Consider the following 17,934-nt stretch of genomic DNA (forward strand, 5'->3'; position numbering starts at 1 on the left):
TTATGCAGTTACCGTCAGTAATCGCCAACCGTGATAACGATCAAGACAGTATTGATCTTCTGGGTATATTCGGCAGTTTGATCGACCAGAAATGGCTGATCGGTGCATTCACCGGTGCCTTCATGGCCGCTGGTGTTGCCTATGCGGTATTGGCGACGCCGGTGTACCTGGCGAACGCACTGGTTCAGGTCGAACCGAAAAAGAACGACATGCTCGGCTTTTCCGACCTCAGCAGCATGCTCGGCGGGCAATCGCCGTCGGTGACCGAAATCGGCATCATCAAGTCCCGCGCGGTGATCGGCAAAACCGTCGACGATCTGCGCCTGGACATCGACGTCACCCCCAACACCTTCCCGGTCATCGGCGGTTTTCTCGCACGGCGTTATCGCGGCGAAACCGAATTCAGCGTGGCGCCGCCGCGTTTTGGCCTCAACAGCTACGCCTGGGGCGGCGAGCGTCTGGAGTTTACCCGCCTCAACCTGCCCAAAGAACTGTTGGGCAAGAAGCTCACCCTGGTGGCTGGCGAACAACAGCACTTCCAGTTGCTCGATGACGACGACAACCTGCTGGTCGAGGGCGTCGCGGGCGAAGCTTTCGCCCAGGACGGCGTCGAGGGTTTGATCGAACGCCTGCAAGCCAACCCCGGCACACGCTTTGAAGTGGTGCGCTATCCACGGATCGTGACCATTCAGGGTTACCAGGATGCGCTGGATATTTCCGAGCAAGGCAAGGAGTCGGGGATTATTCGCCTGGCGCTGGCCAGTTCCGATGCCGCCGAGGCAGTGAAGATCCTCAACAAGATCGCCGCGCTGTACGTCGATCAGAACGTGCGTCGCACTTCGGCGGAGGCGGCGCAAAGCCTGGCGTTCCTGCAAAGCCAGTTGCCGCAGGTCAAGCGTGATCTGGCCAAGGCCAGCGATGCGCTCAACGCGTATCAGACCCGTGGCAAGACCGTGAACATTTCCCTGGAAACCCAATCGGTGCTCGGTCAATCCGTGGCGCTGGAAACGCGGATTTCCGAGCTGAAAATGCAGCAGGCGGAAATGGACCGCAAGTTCACCAAGCAGCATCCGGCGTATCGCGCGCTGATGTCGCAGATCGGCGAATTGACCCAGCAGCAGAAATCGCTGGAAGGCAAGGTCGGTGATCTGCCGGCCACGCAACAGGAACTGCTCAACCTGACCCGCGATGTGGAAGTCGCTTCGCAGATCTACACGCAGTTGCTGAACAAATCCCAGGAGCTGGACATCGTCCGCGCCGGTGCGGTGGGCAACGTGCGCTTGATCGATCCGGCGGATGTCGACCTGAGCAGTCCGGTCAAACCGAAAAAAGCCCTGATCGTGTTGATCGCGACGTTCCTCGGCGCCTTTCTCGGTGTGGCGCTGGTGCTGTTGCGCAAATCCCTGAGCAAAGGTCTGGAAGGCCCGGAAGCCATCGAACAGCTCGGGTTGCCGGTGTACGCCTCGATTCCCTACAGCGCCTTGCAGCGCGACGAGGACACGAAAAAGGGCCGGGCCAAAATCACCGCCGAAACACCGGCCTATCTGCTGGCGCTGCGCAACCCGACCGACCTGTCCATCGAGTCGATCCGCAGCCTGCGCACCTGCCTGCATTTCGCCGCGCTGGATTCGACCAACAACCGCATCATGATCTCCGGCCCCAGCCCGCAGGTCGGCAAGACCTTCGTCTCGTCCAACCTCGCGGCGGTCATGGCGCAGAGCGGTCAGCGCGTGTTGCTGATCGACGCCGACATGCGCAAGGGCCACCTGCACAAGACGCTGAATGTACCGATCGCCAATGGTCTGTCGGACCTGCTGGTCAAGCGCTGCAGCATCGAGCAGGCGATCAACAAGGTGGAAATCGACAACCTGCATTTCATCAGCCGTGGCCAGGTTCCACCGAATCCTTCCGAGCTGCTGATGCACGCCAACTTCCGCGATCTGCTCGCCGAGCTTAGTGAACGCTACGACGTGGTGATCATCGATACACCGCCACTGCTGGCGGTGACGGACGCGGCGATTGTCGGGCGTGAAGCCGGTATCAGCCTGATCGTCACGCGGTTTGCGGTGAACCCGGCCAAGGAGATCGAAATGACCATTCGCCGCTTCGCGCAGAACGGCATCGAACTCAAGGGCGCGGTGTTCAACGGCGTCGAGAAGCGCGCCGCCAGTTACTACGGCAACGGCAACTACGGTTACTACAACTACGAATACGCGTCCGACAAATCCTGAGTGTCAGCGATTGTCCTTACATGCAAGGAAGTGGGTGGGTTGTGAAGAAAATACTGCACGTGGCTGAAACGATAAAAGGTGGGGTCGCCACCGTTATCCGCACCATCTCGGCCTCTCCCGAAGGCCAGGACTCGAATTACGAGCTGGTCTATCTGGTGCCGCTCGACCAGAAAAAAGAGCTGCACGGTATCGATGAGCAGCAGATTCGCACGTTCGAACGCAGCGGGCGCGATGTGCGTTCGCTGCTGCGTTTTGCCTGGCAACTGACCCGAGTGATGCTCAAGGAAAAACCCGATGTGGTGCATTTGCACAGCACTTTTTCCGGGGTGATCGGCCGCGTGGTCTGCGTGCTTCTGCGACCGTGGCGCAAGCCGAAAATCGTCTACTGCCCGCACGCCTTTTCGTTCCTGATGGAAAGCTCGCCGACCAAGCAGAAGCTCTACGCGTGGATCGAGCGCGTCCTGCAGCGGGTGACCGACGTGATCATCTGCGTCAGCCGCTACGAGATGGACAAGGCCGCGCGGTTCGGCATTCAGCGCAAGCGCATGAAACTGATCTACAACGGCATTCATCAGCGTGACGAGGCGCCGAAGGTCGAGAGTCCCGCGCCGATTCATCTGCTGTTCGTCGGTCGTCTCGACTACCAGAAAGGCTTCGACGTGTTGCTCAAGGCGTTTGCCAAGGTGCAGCGCAGCGATCTGAAACTGACGGTGGTCGGCAGTGCGGTCAACGAGGACACGGTCGAGTGTCCGCCGATGGACGCCGTCGAGTACCTGCCGTGGGTCACGCCGGCCGAGGTGCAGGCGCTGTATCAACAGGCCGACGCGCTGATTGTCCCGAGTCGCTGGGAAGGCTTCGCCATGGTGCCGCTGGAAGGCATGGCCATGGGCTTGCCGGTGATTGCCAGCAACTGCACGTCGCTGCCCGAACTGGTCACCCATGAGGTGTCCGGCTACGTCTTTCCTACCGGTGATCACCAGGCGCTGGCCGATGTGCTGGCGCGAATCCAGAAGCCGCGGTTGCTCGACCTCGGCAGCGAGGGCCGGAACATCGTGCGCGAGCGTTTCAGCGCCGCGCTGATGATCCGCCAGACCTACGACGTGTATTGCGCTCCCACTTATTAAGTAGAACTCAAGCTTATGAACGTAACGATTTTGCATGGCTACAGTGCGTCCAACTCCGGTGACGGCCTGCTCGTCGATCTGGCCATCGCGTTGGTGCAGCGCAACTTTGGCGACGACACCGCGATCAATGTCGTGGCGTCCGATCCGCAGTCTTTCGCCTACTTGCCGCACCCGCGTTTCGACGCACCGGTGATGGCGGCCAAGGGGCTGGGCCGGGTCAAGCAGGCGGTGTTCCTCAATCAGTCGTATGCCGGGCTGGCGGATCTGTTGCGCAAGACTGATCTGATCGTTGGCGTCGGTGGCGGCTACATGCGCTCGAAAAGTGCCTTCGAACACATCAAGCTGAAACTGGGCCACGCCAAGCAACTGGAAACGGCGATTCTCAGCAAGGTGCCGTCGGTGTACCTGCCGCAAAGCATCGGGCCGTTCCATGGCGAGAGCCGCAAGATCGTCGAGCACTACGCCAGTGCCGATGCGGTGTTCGTGCGCGATAACCGCTCCTCGGCGATGTTCGATGCCTGCGAAAACGTCTACCGCGCGCCGGATCTGGCGGTGCAGTCGTTGGCCAGCAAGATCCTTCAGCAACCCAAATTCACCCGCTGCGCCGCGTCGCCGGCCACCGTGTGCGTGGTGCTGCGCAAGCCGCCGGAGTGGAGCAAGGAAAAGAAGATCGCCTACGTCGCCAACCTGAAGTTGCTGCTGCAGCGCCTGAACAACAAAAGCAAAGTGGTCTGCGCTGTGCAAAGCGCCGTGCGCGGCAACGATGACGGTGCGTTCTATCGCGAACTGGGCATCACCGAAGACCTGCTGTCGTTGAAGGCGACGATTGCCAAATATCAGCCGGATCTGGTGATCTCGGTGCGTCTGCACGGCGCCATCGAGTCGCTGCTGTCCGGTGTCCCGGCGTACCACATCAGCTATGAGCGCAAGGGCTTTGGCGCCTATCAGGACATGGGCGTGGAAGACTGGGTGATCAACGGTGGCGACATCGATGTCGAGCAGATCATCGACACCGTTTACGCGCCGAATGCCCTGTCGAATTTCGGCAAGCGCCTGACCGACACCTGCCGCGAGATCGAGGCAAAAACCGTGGCCATGGACGAGATCATCAAAGGGATCGTTCGATGATATTTCGCCTGCTGCTGCGCGGCGGAGCTCTAGGCGCGAAGTTCTTGCTGGTGTTGGCCATCACCCATTACCTGGGCTACGAAGCGCTGGGGTTTTATGGCGTGGTGGTCGCAGCGTCGCTGATCGCCTCGAAGTTCTACAGCGTCGGTTTCAGTTCCGAGATCAATCGGCTGATCAGCGTCGGCGGCAGCTCGCGGCGGGTGGTCGACAAAGTCCTGCTGCTGTATCTGGCGGTGGGGCTGCTGCTGTCGCTGGTGACGGTGGGGATTTACTCGCTGTTCCAGCAGGTCGAGGCGGGCACCGCGTTGATTCTTTGCGTGACGCTGGTGCTGCTCACCGAACACCTGTCGTTCGAGATCAATTCGTTCGTGTTTTCCGCGCAGAAAGCCACGGCGGGCGCGTTGCTGTTCTTCATCAAGACCGGCCTCTGGGCGCTGCTGGCGGTGGGCGGGATGATGCTCGACTGGGTGCCCGGCATCGCTAGTGTGCTGTGGCTGTGGGTGGCCGCCAACGTGCTGGTGATCATCGCCGGTTACCTGATTGTGGTGAGCGTGCACAAGGGCCGGGTCAGCGCGGCGCTGACCACGGCGACCGTGTGGAAGGCCGGGTTGCCGTTCTACTTCGGTACGGGGTTGATCGCGCTCAGTCAGTACGCCGAGCGGTTTCTGATTGCCGATCTCGAACCGTATGCCAATCTCGGTAAATACGTGTACGCGTGGTCGGCGGCGAACACTTTGCAAGCGCTGTCCTACGCGGTGGTGGCGGTGGTCGGTATTCCGGTGCTGGCCAAGCGGTTTCAGGCGGATCAGCAGGCGTTTACGGTCAGGCATTTGTTCGTCAACAAGTGGGTGATGCGCTCGCTGCTGGTTTCGGCGGCGGTGGCGGTGCTGATCTATCTGTTCTTCAACGTGGTGCTCGATTACGTCGCCACCAGCGTGCCGCGTCCGGATAACGCGATTCTCGGCGTGCTGATCTTTTCCTTTGCCCTGCGGGCCATTGGCGACATCGTCTGGGGCGGTCTGATTGCCTCGAAAAACAGTCGGGTGTCATTCGCCAGCGCGGCGATCTGCCTGCTGGTGTCGGTGCCGGTCAGCTACCTGCTGATCAAGCACTATTCGATTTATGGCGCGGCGTGGGGCAATGTCTTCGCGATCATCGTCCAGCTCGGGGTGATTGCCGTGTTGACCCGTGCGACCCGTGCAAAAGGGGCGTTGGCATGGGGTTGAAGTTGCCGTGCATCGAGTTTCGCGGACGCAAACTCGATTCCTCGCTGTCGTTCCTGATTCTGTTCACCGGGCTGTTTCTGTCGGTGGCGATGCCGCTGCTGATCCCCCGCGCTCCGGGCCCGGATGCGATGACCTTGTGGTCTTCCTATGCGCGCGCCGACAACTGCAATTTCTGGAACCCGTTCTCGCCGGATCGCTCCTCCTACGAGTGTTCGGCGTTCCTGCTGCGGCCCACCGGGATCAACCTGACCAACGCCTGGGCCTACGGGATGTTCTGCAATTTCTTCCTCACGGCGATTCCGGTGGTGGTGTTCCGCCGCATGCCGCTGGCGATCTTCGGCACCCTGTGTCTATGGGGGATTGTGCGTTCGTTTTTTCTGGAAAACCTGACCAAGGAAATCATCGTCTCGGTGGCGGTGCTGAGCATCTTGTTCAGCTCGCTGACGCGCAAATACCGCGGCGGATTTTTTCTGTCGGCGGTGATCTACGGCGTGCTGATCCGGCCTTACTGGATTCTGTTTTCGCTGTCGTGGGTCGGCGTTTGCGTGATGAAGAAGTACGTGTCGCGCTTCACTTTCTTCCTGATGTTGTTCCTGTTTTATCTGGCGGTGGCCATGGCGATTCAGCTGGCGCTGGGGTTTCCGGTGTCGTCGATTCGCGCCAGCAACAACGAGTTGCGTACGGCGGGGGAGGAGGGCTCGAAATCGCTGATCGTCTCGTGGCTCAGCGGCAGTGACTTCGTATCGCAGGCGCTGGACTCGATGATCATCTTCTTCCGGCTGTCGTTCCCGGTGGAACTGATTCTGTTGTCCGGGCCGGGCCAGGTGATCTTTGTGGCGCTGATGATCATGACCGCGCTGCTGCTGTTCAAAGTCATCACTTCCACCGACTACAAAGGCGCGCCGATCGAGACCAAACCCAAGGAACTGATCGCGATTCCGCTGGCGTTCCTGCTGGTGCAGGGTTTGTTCGAACCGGACTTCGGCTCCTTCGCCCGGCACTTTTCCATGGTGGTGCCGGTGTTGTTTGTCGGCCTGGGTTTGATGTTGCGCGCCAACAAACCGGTGCGGGTTGAATCAAGAGTTCTGAATTAAGGCGGGTGCTGTATGTCGAGCAAGAAAAAATCGCTGGAGATCGAAACCCTGCGTGGCCTGGCGTGCCTGCTGCTGGTGCTTTATCACGTCATCGGCCCGTTGGGCGGGGGGCTGAAAATCGATCTCGGCTCGCCGTTCCGCGTCATCGCCGACTCGATGGTGTACGTGCGCATGCCGCTGTTCACCTTCATTTCCGGCTACATCTATTCGATCTACAAAATTCGCGGCAATGACTTTTCCGCATTCTTCAGCGGCAAGGTGCGGCGGCTGATCGTGCCGCTGTTTTGCGTCGGCGTGCCGTTCTCGGTGTTGCAGGCGGTGGGGCCGGGGGTGAACAAGGACGTGGGTGTGATCGATGCGTTGTTGTCGTTCTGGGTGCCGGTCAATCACTTCTGGTTCCTGCAGGCGGTGTTCATCATTTTCATGTTTGTCGGGCTGCTCGAATGGCGCGGGCTGCTGCGCTCGATGACGCGCTTGTACCTGCTGTTCGGGTTCGCTGCGGCGGTGTTTCTGTTGCCACCGTTCAAGCTTGATGCGTTCGGCATCAATGGGGCGATTTACCTGCTGCCGTTTTTTGTGGCGGGGATGATCGGCCAGGAAAATGTCGAGGCGCTGAAGCAGCGCTTCAAGGTAATCGGGCCGCTGGTGTTTGTGCTGATCTCGCTGACGCTGCTGTACGTGGCGGCGATTGATCGCGAGCTGATTGTCGACCGCCGTAGCCTGATCGGTCTGACCGTGGGCTGCGTGTCGTGCATCGCCTTGCTGTCGAGTGACATGCGCTCGAAATGGCTGACCTGGCTGGGCGGCTACTCTTACGCGATCTTCCTGTTCCACGTGCTGTTCGCCGCGACGTCACGGTTTGTCATGGGGCGGCTGGGGATAAAAGACGAAAGCATTCTGGTGCTCAGCGGCGTGCTGTTTGGCTTGTTGGGGCCGGTGGTGTTGTCGATGATTTTCAGCCGCTTCAATGTCACTTCGGTGCTGTTTCTCGGGGAGCGTGCGGCGAAGAAGAAGCCAGCGGTTGGCGTTACTCCGGTGGTGCCGGCCAATAGCTGAAAAGCTTCGCGAGCAAGCCCGCTCCCACAGGGATTGTGTGAGTTGCCGAGATCCAATGTGGGAGCGGGCTTGCTCGCGAAGGGGCCATTCCAGACTGAAGGAAATAACGCATGTTGGCAGTAGATGACGCTCAGCCCGTCGCGGCGTCGGTGGTGGAAGTGGGCGATGCCCGCGAGCGCTTTGCGCAGTGGCGCGAAGGCAAGGTCGGGAAGGTGTTGTCGGTCTCGGTGATCGGCGACAGCTACAGCGCCGGGCAGAATTTTTATCTGAACAAACTGGTGCAGCGCGTGGCCGGCGAGGTCGGTTTTGCCGGCCCCGGTTATGTCGGTTTCAACCATGGCGCGGCGCTTGGTGGCACGCACTTCAAATACACCCGCAGCAGCGAAAAATACTTCGGTGGTGGCTGGCAAGTGTCCGGCCTCGGCCAGGCCAGCCCCGACAGCCGCACGGTGACCGGCAAACCCGGTGCCTGGCTGCAAATCGATGCCAGTCCGACACCCGCCATCGACACCAAAGTCACCCAGGCGAAACTGCTCTACCTGGGCAACGGCGAGCCCAGTGAGCTGCGTTACCGTTGGACGCCCGCGCAAGACTGGCAGCCATTGACGCTCAAGGGTTCGGGCGTACAGGAAGTACCGCTCGCAGGTCTCTCTTCGGCGGCAGACTGGTCATTCAAACTGGAAGTGGTGAAGGGCGCGCCGACCTTGTTTGGCCTGTGGATGAGCAACGAGCAGAGCGGCGTGCGGGTCTCGAAACTGGCGGCATCGGGCGCGGCATCGGCGGATTTCTATCACCAGGACCCGCAATGGCAGGTGCAGTGGAAAGCCGTCGTATCGAAGATTCCCGCCGACGTTTACCTGATCATGCTCGGCGGCAACGATCAGGGCTTCGGGGTCGAACCCGAACAGTACCTGCACAACGTTCAGGGCTTGGTGGCGATGATCCGCGAGATTCAACCGGCGGCAAGCATCAACCTGATCATGCGTCAGGACACCACGCGTTCCAGTGCCTATCCGATGTCAGCGTATGCGCAAGTCCTGCAACCGTGGGCGCATGAGCAGCAGTTGGGCTTTGCCAATCTGCAATGCGCGTTCGGTCCTGACGTCAAACGCTATGCGGCGGCGATGATCGGGCCGGACAGGATTCATCCGCAGCCGGCCACGGGCGGGAAGGTGATTGCTGATTACTTCTATCGCTGGATTGTCAGTGGCATCAACGCGGACAGTTGTGACACCACCAAACCCCTGTAGGAGCTGCGGCACGCTGCGATCTTTTGATCTTGCTCTTAAAATCAAAAGATCGCAGCCTTCGGCAGCTCCTACAGGGGGTAGTGTGCTATTCGAATTGTTCGATCTGGCTCAGTAGCTCTTTGAGCTTCTGCGGCATCAACTGCGTCGCACACCGCGTCTCGACATTGATGATGATCGCCGGCTCGTTGCAGCACAGGCGTACGCGGAATCGCCAGTCGCTGAAGATCACTTTCAACCCATCACGGTCATCCATTTCCAGCGCCTGCTCCGCATAGCGTTGTTTCAGATGGGCGAGCAGGGGGTAGGGATCCGCCAGCGCTCGGCGAATGTCGCCGGACGCCGGAAACATGCCGATGCGCTCCACCAGCAGAATGCTGCCCAGCCACGACTCGTTGGCGCTGGGCAACGGCTGATGGCGTGGCAGCCAACTCACCGCCCCGAGGTTGCCCACCTCCCGTTCAATGTCCGCTGAATGTTGTGCCATGTTCATGCTGGTCTCCTGAATAGAGAAGTGGGCGGGGGACCGTCTCAGCGGCCCTTGAGGTAAACGTTGTCGTAGCAGAAGTTGGTCGCCTGCAGGTAACCCTCGGCGTCGCCGCAGTCGAAGCGCAGGCCCTTGAACTTGTAGGCCAGCACGCAACCGTTCTGCGCCTGTTTCATCAGCGCGTCGGTGATCTGGATCTCGCCGCCCTTGCCCGGTTGGGTGTCGGCGATCAGGTCGAAAATGTCCGGGGTGAGGATGTAGCGGCCGATGATCGCCAGGTTCGACGGGGCATCCTGCGGCGCCGGTTTCTCCACCATGTTATTGACCCGATAGATGCCGTCGGACATCAGCTCGCCGGCGATCACCCCGTACTTGTGGGTCTGGTCAGCCGGAACTTCCTGGATGGCGACGATCGAGCAGCGGAATTTCTTGTACAGCTGGATCATCTGCGACAGCACGCCGTCACCTTCCAGGTTCAGGCACAGGTCATCGGCCAGCACCACGGCGAAGGGTTCATCGCCGATCAACGGGCGGCCGCTGAGAATCGCGTGACCGAGGCCCTTCATTTCCACCTGACGGGTGTAGGAGAAGGTGCAGGTGTCGATCAGTTCGCGGGTGCCGGCGAGGAATTTTTCTTTCTCGGTGCCGCGAATCTGGTGTTCGAGTTCGTAGCTGATATCGAAGTGGTCTTCCAGCGCACGCTTGCCCCGACCGGTGACGATGGCCATGTGTTGCAGGCCGGCGTCCCGTGCTTCTTCAACGGCGTATTCGATCAACGGTTTGTTGACGATCGGCAGCATCTCTTTCGGCATGGCTTTGGTCGCCGGCAAGAAACGCGTGCCGTAACCGGCAGCGGGGAACAAACATTTACGAATCATAAAAGTATCCTGGACAGTCATGGAACACAGGCAACGGATGCGCGCACTTACGAAAGCGCACAAGTTTCAATGATTATTGAACGAGTACTTTAATACCTGAGTCAGGTTGTTAATGGCAATTAGCGCGAAGGCTAAAACATGACAATGTTATGAGATGTCGGTAACAACGTTATTAGTTATTTTTAGTCGGTATCTGTTGATAGTGATGAGTGTACTTGGGGTGCTAATAAGTACCGGGCAATACAGTTTGACCTGCAAAAATATTTATTGCCAGTGGTTGAACCAATTTTGTTTGAGGCTGTTGTCGTCCTTATTTGTGTGGTGCGCCACAGATTGAATAAAAGGGACTTGACACGCTACTTGTCACTTATCCAATGACGGACCGCGCTATGAAGATTCTGGTAACGGGTGGTGCCGGCTATATCGGCTCGCACACCACACTTGCGCTGCTTGAAGCAGGTTATGAAGTTGTTGTACTGGATAATCTTTGCAACAGCAGCGATGCCGCACTGCACGCGATAGAAGGTATTTGCGGCAAAAGCGCGCTGATGATTCGTGGCGATGTCTGCGACCGGGCGTTGCTGGACCGGATTTTCCGCGAGCATCAAATCGACGCGGTGCTGCATTTTGCCGGGCTCAAGGCCGTCGGCGAGAGCGTGCGCAAGCCGCTGGATTACTACGAGAACAACGTCGGCGGCAGCATCACCTTGTGTCAGGCGATGGCAGCGGCCGGGGTGTTCCGGCTGGTGTTCAGCTCGTCGGCCACGGTGTACGGCGAGCCTGAGCAGATGCCGATCCGCGAGGATTTCCCCACCGGCATTCCGACCAACCCTTATGGTCAATCCAAACTGATCGTCGAGAACGTGTTGCGCGATCTGAGTCAGGCCGAGCCGCGCTGGAGCATCGCCTTGCTGCGCTACTTCAACCCGATCGGCGCGCATCACAGCGGGCATATGGGCGAAGACCCCAACGGCATTCCCAACAACCTGCTGCCTTACATCAGCCAGGTCGCGGTCGGCAGCCTGCAGGAGTTATCGATCTTCGGCGACGATTACCCGACCATCGATGGCACTGGGGTGCGCGATTACATCCACGTCGTCGACCTCGCCGATGGCCATCTGAAGGCCTTGCAGTCGATTGCCGGACGCCCGGGCATTCACACCTGGAACCTTGGCACCGGCGACGGCTACAGCGTGATGCAAGTACTGCACGCTTTCGAACAAGCCAGCGGGCGACCAGTGCCGTACCGGGTGATGCCGCGTCGCAGCGGTGACATTGCCGAGAGCTGGGCCGACGCGTCCAAGGCTGCCAAAGAGCTCGGCTGGAAAGCCACGCGCAGTTTGCAGGACATGGTCACCGACACTTGGCGCTGGCAATCCAATCATCCGCGCGGTTATCTCGAATGATGTCGTTCTAATACTGAATGTTAGTTTCGGTCAGCTGTTAGATATCGTCGGGAAAATACGCTGGAAATGCCTTTTGCATGTCCGTAGATATAAACCTGCCGTTCGACTTTTATCAGTTGGGTAAGACTGTGAAAGAACGACGGATCTTGTTCGCGCATTTTGCGGACTTGAACGCTACCACCGCTAACACAGGCCGGTTTTTAACAGGCCGAATGTTAGAAAGGAGTTGATATGAAAAAAGTGATGGCGATTGCCCTGTTGACGATGTTGAGCAACTGGGCGTCCGCTGCTGAAGCGCCGCTTACTGCGGTGACCAATGTATCTGGCAGTGTCGCGGCTTCTACCGCGCCTGCTGCCAGTACGGCAATGGTTGCCAGTGCAGTGGCGGCGTCCAACAGTGGTGGAAGTGCCAACGGCGGTACCACCGGTACTACGGGTACCACCGGTACAACCGGCACGCACAACTAACAGGAACATTTGTTAGTGCAGTACAGGGTCGCCCGACGCAAGTCGGGTGACTTTGTTTTTAGATTCGCCCTTGAATAGCGTAGTGCCATTATGACTCGTAGTTTTTCTCTTTTGCTGTTGGCAAGTATCGCTTTGCAAGGTTGCATGTTTTCCCCCGGCCAATACCTGAGCACCGGCGACATCACGCGCCAGGGCGCCAGCGAAAGCAGTCGGGTCGAGCTGATTCCGATCACGCCCAAGCTGATCTCGATGACCCGCGCCACGCAAAAGCGTGAGACGGTGCCGGCGGAATTGTTGGCGACGCCGGCGGAATACCGCATCGGCAGCAACGATGTGCTGTACATCACGGTCTGGGATCACCCGGAGCTGACCGCGCCATCCGGGGCACAACAGCAGATCGACGCCAACGGTCGACTGGTGCGCTCCGATGGCACGCTGTACTACCCGTTCATCAAGGAAGTGCAGGCGGCCGGCAAGACTATTCAACAGTTGCGTGCGGACATCGAATCCCGCCTGTCGGCGTTCATCGCCGAGCCGCAAGTGGATGTCGCGGTGCTGCGTTTCGCCAGTCAGAAAGTGGTGGTCTCGGGCGCCGTGGCCAAGGCCGGCCCGCAGCCGATTTCCACCAACCCGTTGAGCGTGGTCGAAGCCCTCGGTACTGCCGGTATCGACACCAACAACGCCGATCTGTCGGGCCTGTTGCTGACCCGCAATGGCCGGGTGTATCCGCTCAATCTCGACTCGCTGAACCATCAGGATTCCGAGTTGCAGCACGTCTTTCTCAAGGGCGGCGACCAGCTCTATCTGCCGTACAACGACAACAAGCGCATTTACGTCATGGGCGAAGTCAATCAGCCCCGTGCGCTGAGCTTCAAGACCGCGACGATGAACCTCTCCGACGTACTCGGTTCGGTCGGCGGCTTGAGCCAGACCACTTCCAACGGTAACGCGGTGTACGTGATTCGCGGGGTGGAAAACCTCGATGTCGAGCCGGCGAAGATCTATCAACTGGAAGCCCAGTCGCCGACCGCCATGGCACTCGCTTCGCACTTTGAAGTGCGTCCCCAGGATGTGGTGTACGTCGGCCCGGCCAACGTCACGCGCTGGAACCGCTTCATCAGCCAACTGGTGCCGTCGGCATCGATTGTCGGGACCGGGGCTTCCGCTGCGAAGAACTGGAGCGAATTCAGTAACAACAGCAAATAAGGCCGACCGTGAAAACCTTGAAAGTTGGCGTCTGCCTGATGGCGGCCTTGATGTTGTGTGGCTGTAACCCGCTGATGACTGCTTCGGTGCGCAACCTCAAGTCGGCGGTGATCGGCCCGGATGAGCTGGACGTGAGCGCGGCCCAGGTGGCCGAGGTCAAGTATCCGCAAGTCAAACTGACCACGCCCTCCGGCTCCGGAGTGCTGGCGCTGGTGCGTGAGCGTGATGATCTGCAGTTCTGGGTCGCTTCCGGCAAACAGGTGTTGCTCCTGCGTGACGGCCTCGCCGTGCGCACCATCGGCCTCGGTGTGGAAGGCGATCTGGACGGCACGCGGCTGGCCGACAACGCGCCGTTCAAACGCGGCCTGCATCAAGTTGCCGATGGCTTCACCAGTCAGCGCTGGATCGACCTGTACAAGGGCCAGGAAGTCGGTTTGATCGTCAACAGCCGGTTCTCCCGTCGATCCACGCAAACCCTGGACATTCTCGACAAGCAATACACCGTGCTGCGTGTCGACGAGCGCATTGACGTTCCGGCCATCGGCCTGCGCGCGACCAACCATTACTGGGTCGATCCGGTGGACGGTTTCATCCTGCAGAGCGAGCAGCAACTGACCGCGCAAATGCGCGTGCGCATCGTGCAATTGACCCCCGATCGCAGGCACCTGCCATGAAGCGCTTACGGATGTTATCGGCGGTTTTGCTGTTGCTCAGCGGCGTCAGTCAGGCAGCGGTCACGGTCAGTGGCGATGTGGCCAATCCGGGGCCGGTGGAATTGCCGCCGGGCGGGCGCTTGGTCGACGTGATCAGCGTGGCCGTACCGAATGCCGAAGGTTACTGGCTGGCCGGTGAGTTGCTGCGCCAGTCGTTGCTGGAACAGCAGGCCCGGCTCAAGGCCGGGGTGCTGTTCGATCTTGATGTGTTGCAACGCATGGCTTCGTTGTTTGACCGACCCAGTCGCGCGGCGCTGGCGCTGCGTCTGGCCGAGCAGGTGCGGCAGATGCCGGTCACCGGGCGCCAGGTCGCGGATCTCGATCCGGTCGCGGTGGAAGTCGGTTTTGCGCGCAACATTCGTCTCGACGATGGCGATCGCCTGATTTACCCGAAACGGGTCGACGAGGTGCAGGTATTGGGCGCCGTCGCCGAAACCTGCCACCTGCCTTATCAGCCTCTGCTGGAGGCGCGCGAGTACCTGGAAAGCTGCACGCCGCTGGACGATGCCGAGGCCGATTACCTGTGGCTGATCCAGCCCAATGGTGCGGTTCGGCGCGTGGGTATCGCGCATTGGAATCGCGAGAGCGGGCAGTTTCCCGTGGCCGGCAGCAAGATTCTGGTGCCGGTGAAAAACGATGATCTGGATCCGCCTGTTCCTGAACTGAATCAGCAGTTGGCCGAATTGATTGCCACGCAGCTGGCTGAGGTGGTTCGTTGAAGTTACGTGTTGCAGCTGTGTTGTTATTGCCGTGCGGTCTGGTGCATGCCGAACCGCGTATTACCCAGAATGATTTCGGTGGCACCGGTCTGTTGCAGACCCCGACCGCACGCATGGCCCCGGCCGGCGAGCTGAGCGTCAACGCCAACCGCACCGAGCCTTACAGCCGCTACAGCGTGTCGCTGCAGCCGCTGGACTGGCTCGAAGGCTCGTTCCGCTACACCGCCATCACCAACCGCCCGTACGGGCCGGAGTCGATGAGCGGCAGCCAGAGCTATAAGGACAAGGCGGTCGATGCCAAAGTCCGGCTGTGGCAGGAAACCCACTGGGCCCCCGATGTCGCTTTGGGCTTCCGAGACATTGGCGGTACCGGCTTGTTCGCCAGCGAATATTTCGTCGCCAACAAGCGCTTTGATAATTTCGATTTCAGCGCCGGCATTGCCTGGGGTTATCTCGGTAATCGTGGCGATCTCGATAACCCGCTGGGCTACCTCGACGATCGCTTCAAGACCCGTCCGGCCCTGGAAGGCACCGGCGACGTCAACGCGGGTTCGTACTTTCGCGGCAAGCCGTCGTTCTTCGGTGGCGTGAGCTATCAGACACCGTGGGATCGACTCAGCCTGAAACTCGAATACGAAGGCAACGACTACAAGCACGAGCCCAAGGACAACGTGATCAAGCAAGACTCGCCGATCAACTTCGGCGCGGTGTTCAAGGTGGCGGATTCGGTGGACGTCAGCGCGGCGTGGGAGCGGGGCAACACGGCGATGTTCGGCGTGACCTTTCACACCAATTTCGTCAGCCGCAAGGCGCCGGCCAAGACCTACGATCCGACGCCTGAACCGCTGCCGGCGAAGATGCCGACCACGCCGATGGAACAGGTCAACTGGGCCGACGTGTCGCAACGCTTGCAGCAAAACGCCGGGTACAAGGTCGAGCGCATCAGCCAGCGTGATTCCGAGCTGATCGTCTACGGCGAGCAGCAGCGTTACTTCCATTCGTCCAAGGCCGTTGGCCGCGCAAGCCGGATTCTCGACAACAGTGTGAATGACGACATCAATTGGTTCACCGTGGTCAACAAGCGTTACGACCTGCCGCTGGAAGAGACCAGCGTGCCGCGCCAGACCTTCCGCGAAGTGATCAACAACGAGGAGCCGCTGGAGTCGTTGCACCGCACCACCGAGATCAACCCGGCGATGCCGCACAACGAGAAAACCCTCTACAGCGAAGCGCCGCAGCATTTCAGCCATGGCGTCGGTCTGGGCTTCAAGCAAAACGTCGGCGGCCCGGATGGTTTGCTCTATCAATTGAGTGCCGATGCGGACGCCGAGTACCGCTTCAACCGCAACACCTGGTGGAGCGGGCTGGTCAGTGCCAACCTGGTGAACAACTTCGACAAGTTCACCTACGATGCGCCGAGCGGCCTGCCGCGGGTGCGTACCGATTTGCGTCAGTACCTGACCACCTCGGAAGTGACCATGCCGTTGTTCCAGGTCAGCCATTCCGAGCAGTTGGACAAAGACCTGTATGGCATGGTCTACGGTGGTTATCTGGAGTCGATGTTTGCCGGCGTCGGCGGTGAGGTGTTGTTCCGTCCGACCGGCGAGCGCTGGTCGGTGGGGGCGGATCTGAACTATGTGCGTCAGCGCGAGTTCGACCAGGGTTTTGGCCTGCGCGACTATTCGGTCTGGACCGGGCACATCACCGGCTACACCGACTTGCCGTACGACACGCTGGCGGCGGTCAGCGTCGGTCGCTACCTGGCCGGCGACTGGGGCGGCACGCTCGACATCTCTCGCGAGTTCTTCAACGGCGTGCGCTTCGGCGCCTGGGCGACGATCACCACGGCGGGCAGTGCCGAGTACGGGGAGGGTAGTTTCGACAAGGGCCTCTACCTGTCGATCCCGTTCGACGAAATGATGAGCATGTCGACCATGCGCCGCGCCAACCTGGTCTGGGCCCCCTTGACCCGTGACGGCGGCGCCAGGCTCAATCGCAGCTTCCAGCTGCACTCGATGACCGATAGCCGCGAGGGCGACATGTTCTACCGCAACTTCTCGAAGATTGCCGAGTAGTCCCGAAAACCCCTTGAGACCTGTGGGAGCGGGCTTGCTCGCGAAGGCGTCGGCACATTCAGCATATGTGCTACCAGACACACCGCTTTCGCGGGCAAGCCACGCTCCCACAGTGGCCCGGGGGGAAGCGAATATCCGATCCATACCCCCGATCCCTGTAGGAGCGGGCTTGCTCGCGAAGGCGTCGGCACATTCAGCATATGTGCTACCAGACCCACCGCTTTCGCGGGCAAGCCACGCTCCCACAGTGGTTCGAGGGTGAAGCAAATATCTTGATCCACACCCCAATCCCTGTGGGAGCGAGCTTGCTCGCGAAGGCGTCGGCACATACAACATCTGTGCTGCCTGATCCACCGCTTTCGCGGGCAAGCCACGCTCCCACAGTGGAACTGGATGAACTGGATATCCTGATCCCCCCCGATCCCTGTGGGAGTGAGCCTGCTCGCGATGGCGTCAGCCCAGTCGACATCCCTGTTGCCTGAAACACCGCCATCGCGAGCAGGCTCACTCCTACAATGGGGCTGCGGTGAGGCCATACATCCCGACGCGATCCCACAATCCCTGTGGGAGCGGGCTTGCTCGCGAAGGCATCGGCACATTCAACATCTGTGCTGCCTGACCCACCGCTTTCGCGGGCAAGCCACGCTCCCACAGGGGAACGGGGTGAAGTCAATATCTCGATCCACACCGAGATCCCTTGTGGGAGCGAGCCTGCTCGCGAAGGCGCCAGTCCATTCAAAATCCATGTTGCCTGATCCACCGCTATCGCTTGCAGGCAAGCTCCCACAGTGATTTTGTGGTGCGCCCGATTTGAGTGAACGCCGCCGGACCCTGTGGGAGCGGGCTTGCTCGCGAAGTCGCCATCACTGCCGCCAT

The 17,934-nt window shown here is 59.9% G+C and carries 15 protein-coding genes; 13 read left to right on the forward strand and 2 right to left on the reverse strand.

The genetic code is table 11. The annotated features are described in order from the left end of the window. Positions 1–2: 2 nt before the first annotated feature. The 7 genes from LCH64_RS08850 (at position 3) to LCH64_RS08880 (ending at position 9,109) form a co-directional block, all read left to right on the forward strand. Positions 3–2,231 (forward strand): polysaccharide biosynthesis tyrosine autokinase, encoded by a 2,229-nt coding sequence (locus LCH64_RS08850; protein WP_226500006.1) that lies wholly within the window; start codon positions 3–5, stop codon positions 2,229–2,231. A gap of 41 nt (positions 2,232–2,272) precedes the next feature. Continuing rightward, positions 2,273–3,355 (forward strand): glycosyltransferase, encoded by a 1,083-nt coding sequence (locus LCH64_RS08855; RefSeq protein ID WP_346269168.1) that lies wholly within the window; start codon positions 2,273–2,275, stop codon positions 3,353–3,355. A 15-nt stretch (positions 3,356–3,370) separates the two neighbouring features. After that, positions 3,371–4,483, forward strand: coding sequence for a polysaccharide pyruvyl transferase family protein (locus LCH64_RS08860; protein ID WP_226500008.1), 1,113 nt, complete (start codon positions 3,371–3,373; stop codon positions 4,481–4,483). Then, on the forward strand, positions 4,480–5,709 hold the full coding sequence (locus LCH64_RS08865) for a polysaccharide biosynthesis C-terminal domain-containing protein (RefSeq protein ID WP_226500009.1): 1,230 nt from the start codon (positions 4,480–4,482) through the stop codon (positions 5,707–5,709). The genes LCH64_RS08860 and LCH64_RS08865 overlap by 4 nt, the downstream gene beginning before the upstream one ends. Further along, on the forward strand, positions 5,700–6,803 hold the full coding sequence (locus LCH64_RS08870) for a hypothetical protein (protein ID WP_003226536.1): 1,104 nt from the start codon (positions 5,700–5,702) through the stop codon (positions 6,801–6,803). Before LCH64_RS08865 ends, LCH64_RS08870 begins: the two co-directional genes overlap by 10 nt. Positions 6,804–6,815: 12 nt before the next feature. Next, complete coding sequence (locus LCH64_RS08875) at positions 6,816–7,859, forward strand: acyltransferase (protein ID WP_103485774.1); 1,044 nt, start codon at positions 6,816–6,818, stop codon at positions 7,857–7,859. Between the two features lie 110 nt (positions 7,860–7,969). Beyond that, on the forward strand, positions 7,970–9,109 hold the full coding sequence (locus LCH64_RS08880; protein WP_226500010.1) for a GDSL-type esterase/lipase family protein: 1,140 nt from the start codon (positions 7,970–7,972) through the stop codon (positions 9,107–9,109). 85 nt (positions 9,110–9,194) lie between these two features. Here LCH64_RS08880 and LCH64_RS08885 read toward each other — a convergent pair whose 3' ends face one another. Together LCH64_RS08885 and galU are read right to left on the reverse strand one after the other, a co-directional pair. Beyond that, complete coding sequence (locus LCH64_RS08885; RefSeq protein ID WP_003226530.1) at positions 9,195–9,599, reverse strand: hypothetical protein; 405 nt, start codon at positions 9,597–9,599, stop codon at positions 9,195–9,197. Between the two features lie 38 nt (positions 9,600–9,637). Next, positions 9,638–10,471, reverse strand: a complete 834-nt coding sequence (galU, locus tag LCH64_RS08890) for a UTP--glucose-1-phosphate uridylyltransferase GalU (RefSeq protein ID WP_103484261.1) — start codon at positions 10,469–10,471, stop codon at positions 9,638–9,640. Positions 10,472–10,860: 389 nt separating this feature from the next. On the opposite strand from galU, the gene galE reads away from it, so the two are divergent. From galE to LCH64_RS08920, 6 genes are all read left to right on the forward strand, one after another. Further along, positions 10,861–11,877, forward strand: a complete 1,017-nt coding sequence (gene galE / locus LCH64_RS08895) for a UDP-glucose 4-epimerase GalE (RefSeq protein WP_226500011.1) — start codon at positions 10,861–10,863, stop codon at positions 11,875–11,877. A gap of 231 nt (positions 11,878–12,108) precedes the next feature. After that, on the forward strand, positions 12,109–12,345 hold the full coding sequence (locus LCH64_RS08900; RefSeq protein WP_003226528.1) for a hypothetical protein: 237 nt from the start codon (positions 12,109–12,111) through the stop codon (positions 12,343–12,345). A 144-nt stretch (positions 12,346–12,489) separates the two neighbouring features. Further along, positions 12,490–13,551, forward strand: a complete 1,062-nt coding sequence (locus LCH64_RS08905; protein ID WP_003226526.1) for a polysaccharide biosynthesis/export family protein — start codon at positions 12,490–12,492, stop codon at positions 13,549–13,551. Positions 13,552–13,559: 8 nt separating this feature from the next. Then, the gene (locus tag LCH64_RS08910; protein ID WP_103484263.1) at positions 13,560–14,225 is read left to right on the forward strand and encodes a YjbF family lipoprotein; all 666 of its coding nucleotides are present in this window, start codon (positions 13,560–13,562) and stop codon (positions 14,223–14,225) included. Then, entirely contained in the window at positions 14,222–14,983 is a 762-nt protein-coding gene (locus tag LCH64_RS08915; RefSeq protein ID WP_226500012.1) for a capsule biosynthesis GfcC family protein, read from the forward strand. Before LCH64_RS08910 ends, LCH64_RS08915 begins: the two co-directional genes overlap by 4 nt. Beyond that, positions 14,980–17,058: a YjbH domain-containing protein gene (locus tag LCH64_RS08920; protein ID WP_226500013.1), complete on the forward strand. Its 2,079-nt coding sequence runs from the start codon at positions 14,980–14,982 to the stop codon at positions 17,056–17,058. The genes LCH64_RS08915 and LCH64_RS08920 overlap by 4 nt, the downstream gene beginning before the upstream one ends. The last annotated feature ends 876 nt before the right edge of the window (positions 17,059–17,934 follow it).

Source organism: Pseudomonas sp. MWU16-30322 (genome assembly GCF_020515535.1).
In the GTDB taxonomy this organism is placed as follows: domain Bacteria; phylum Pseudomonadota; class Gammaproteobacteria; order Pseudomonadales; family Pseudomonadaceae; genus Aquipseudomonas; species Aquipseudomonas fluorescens_H.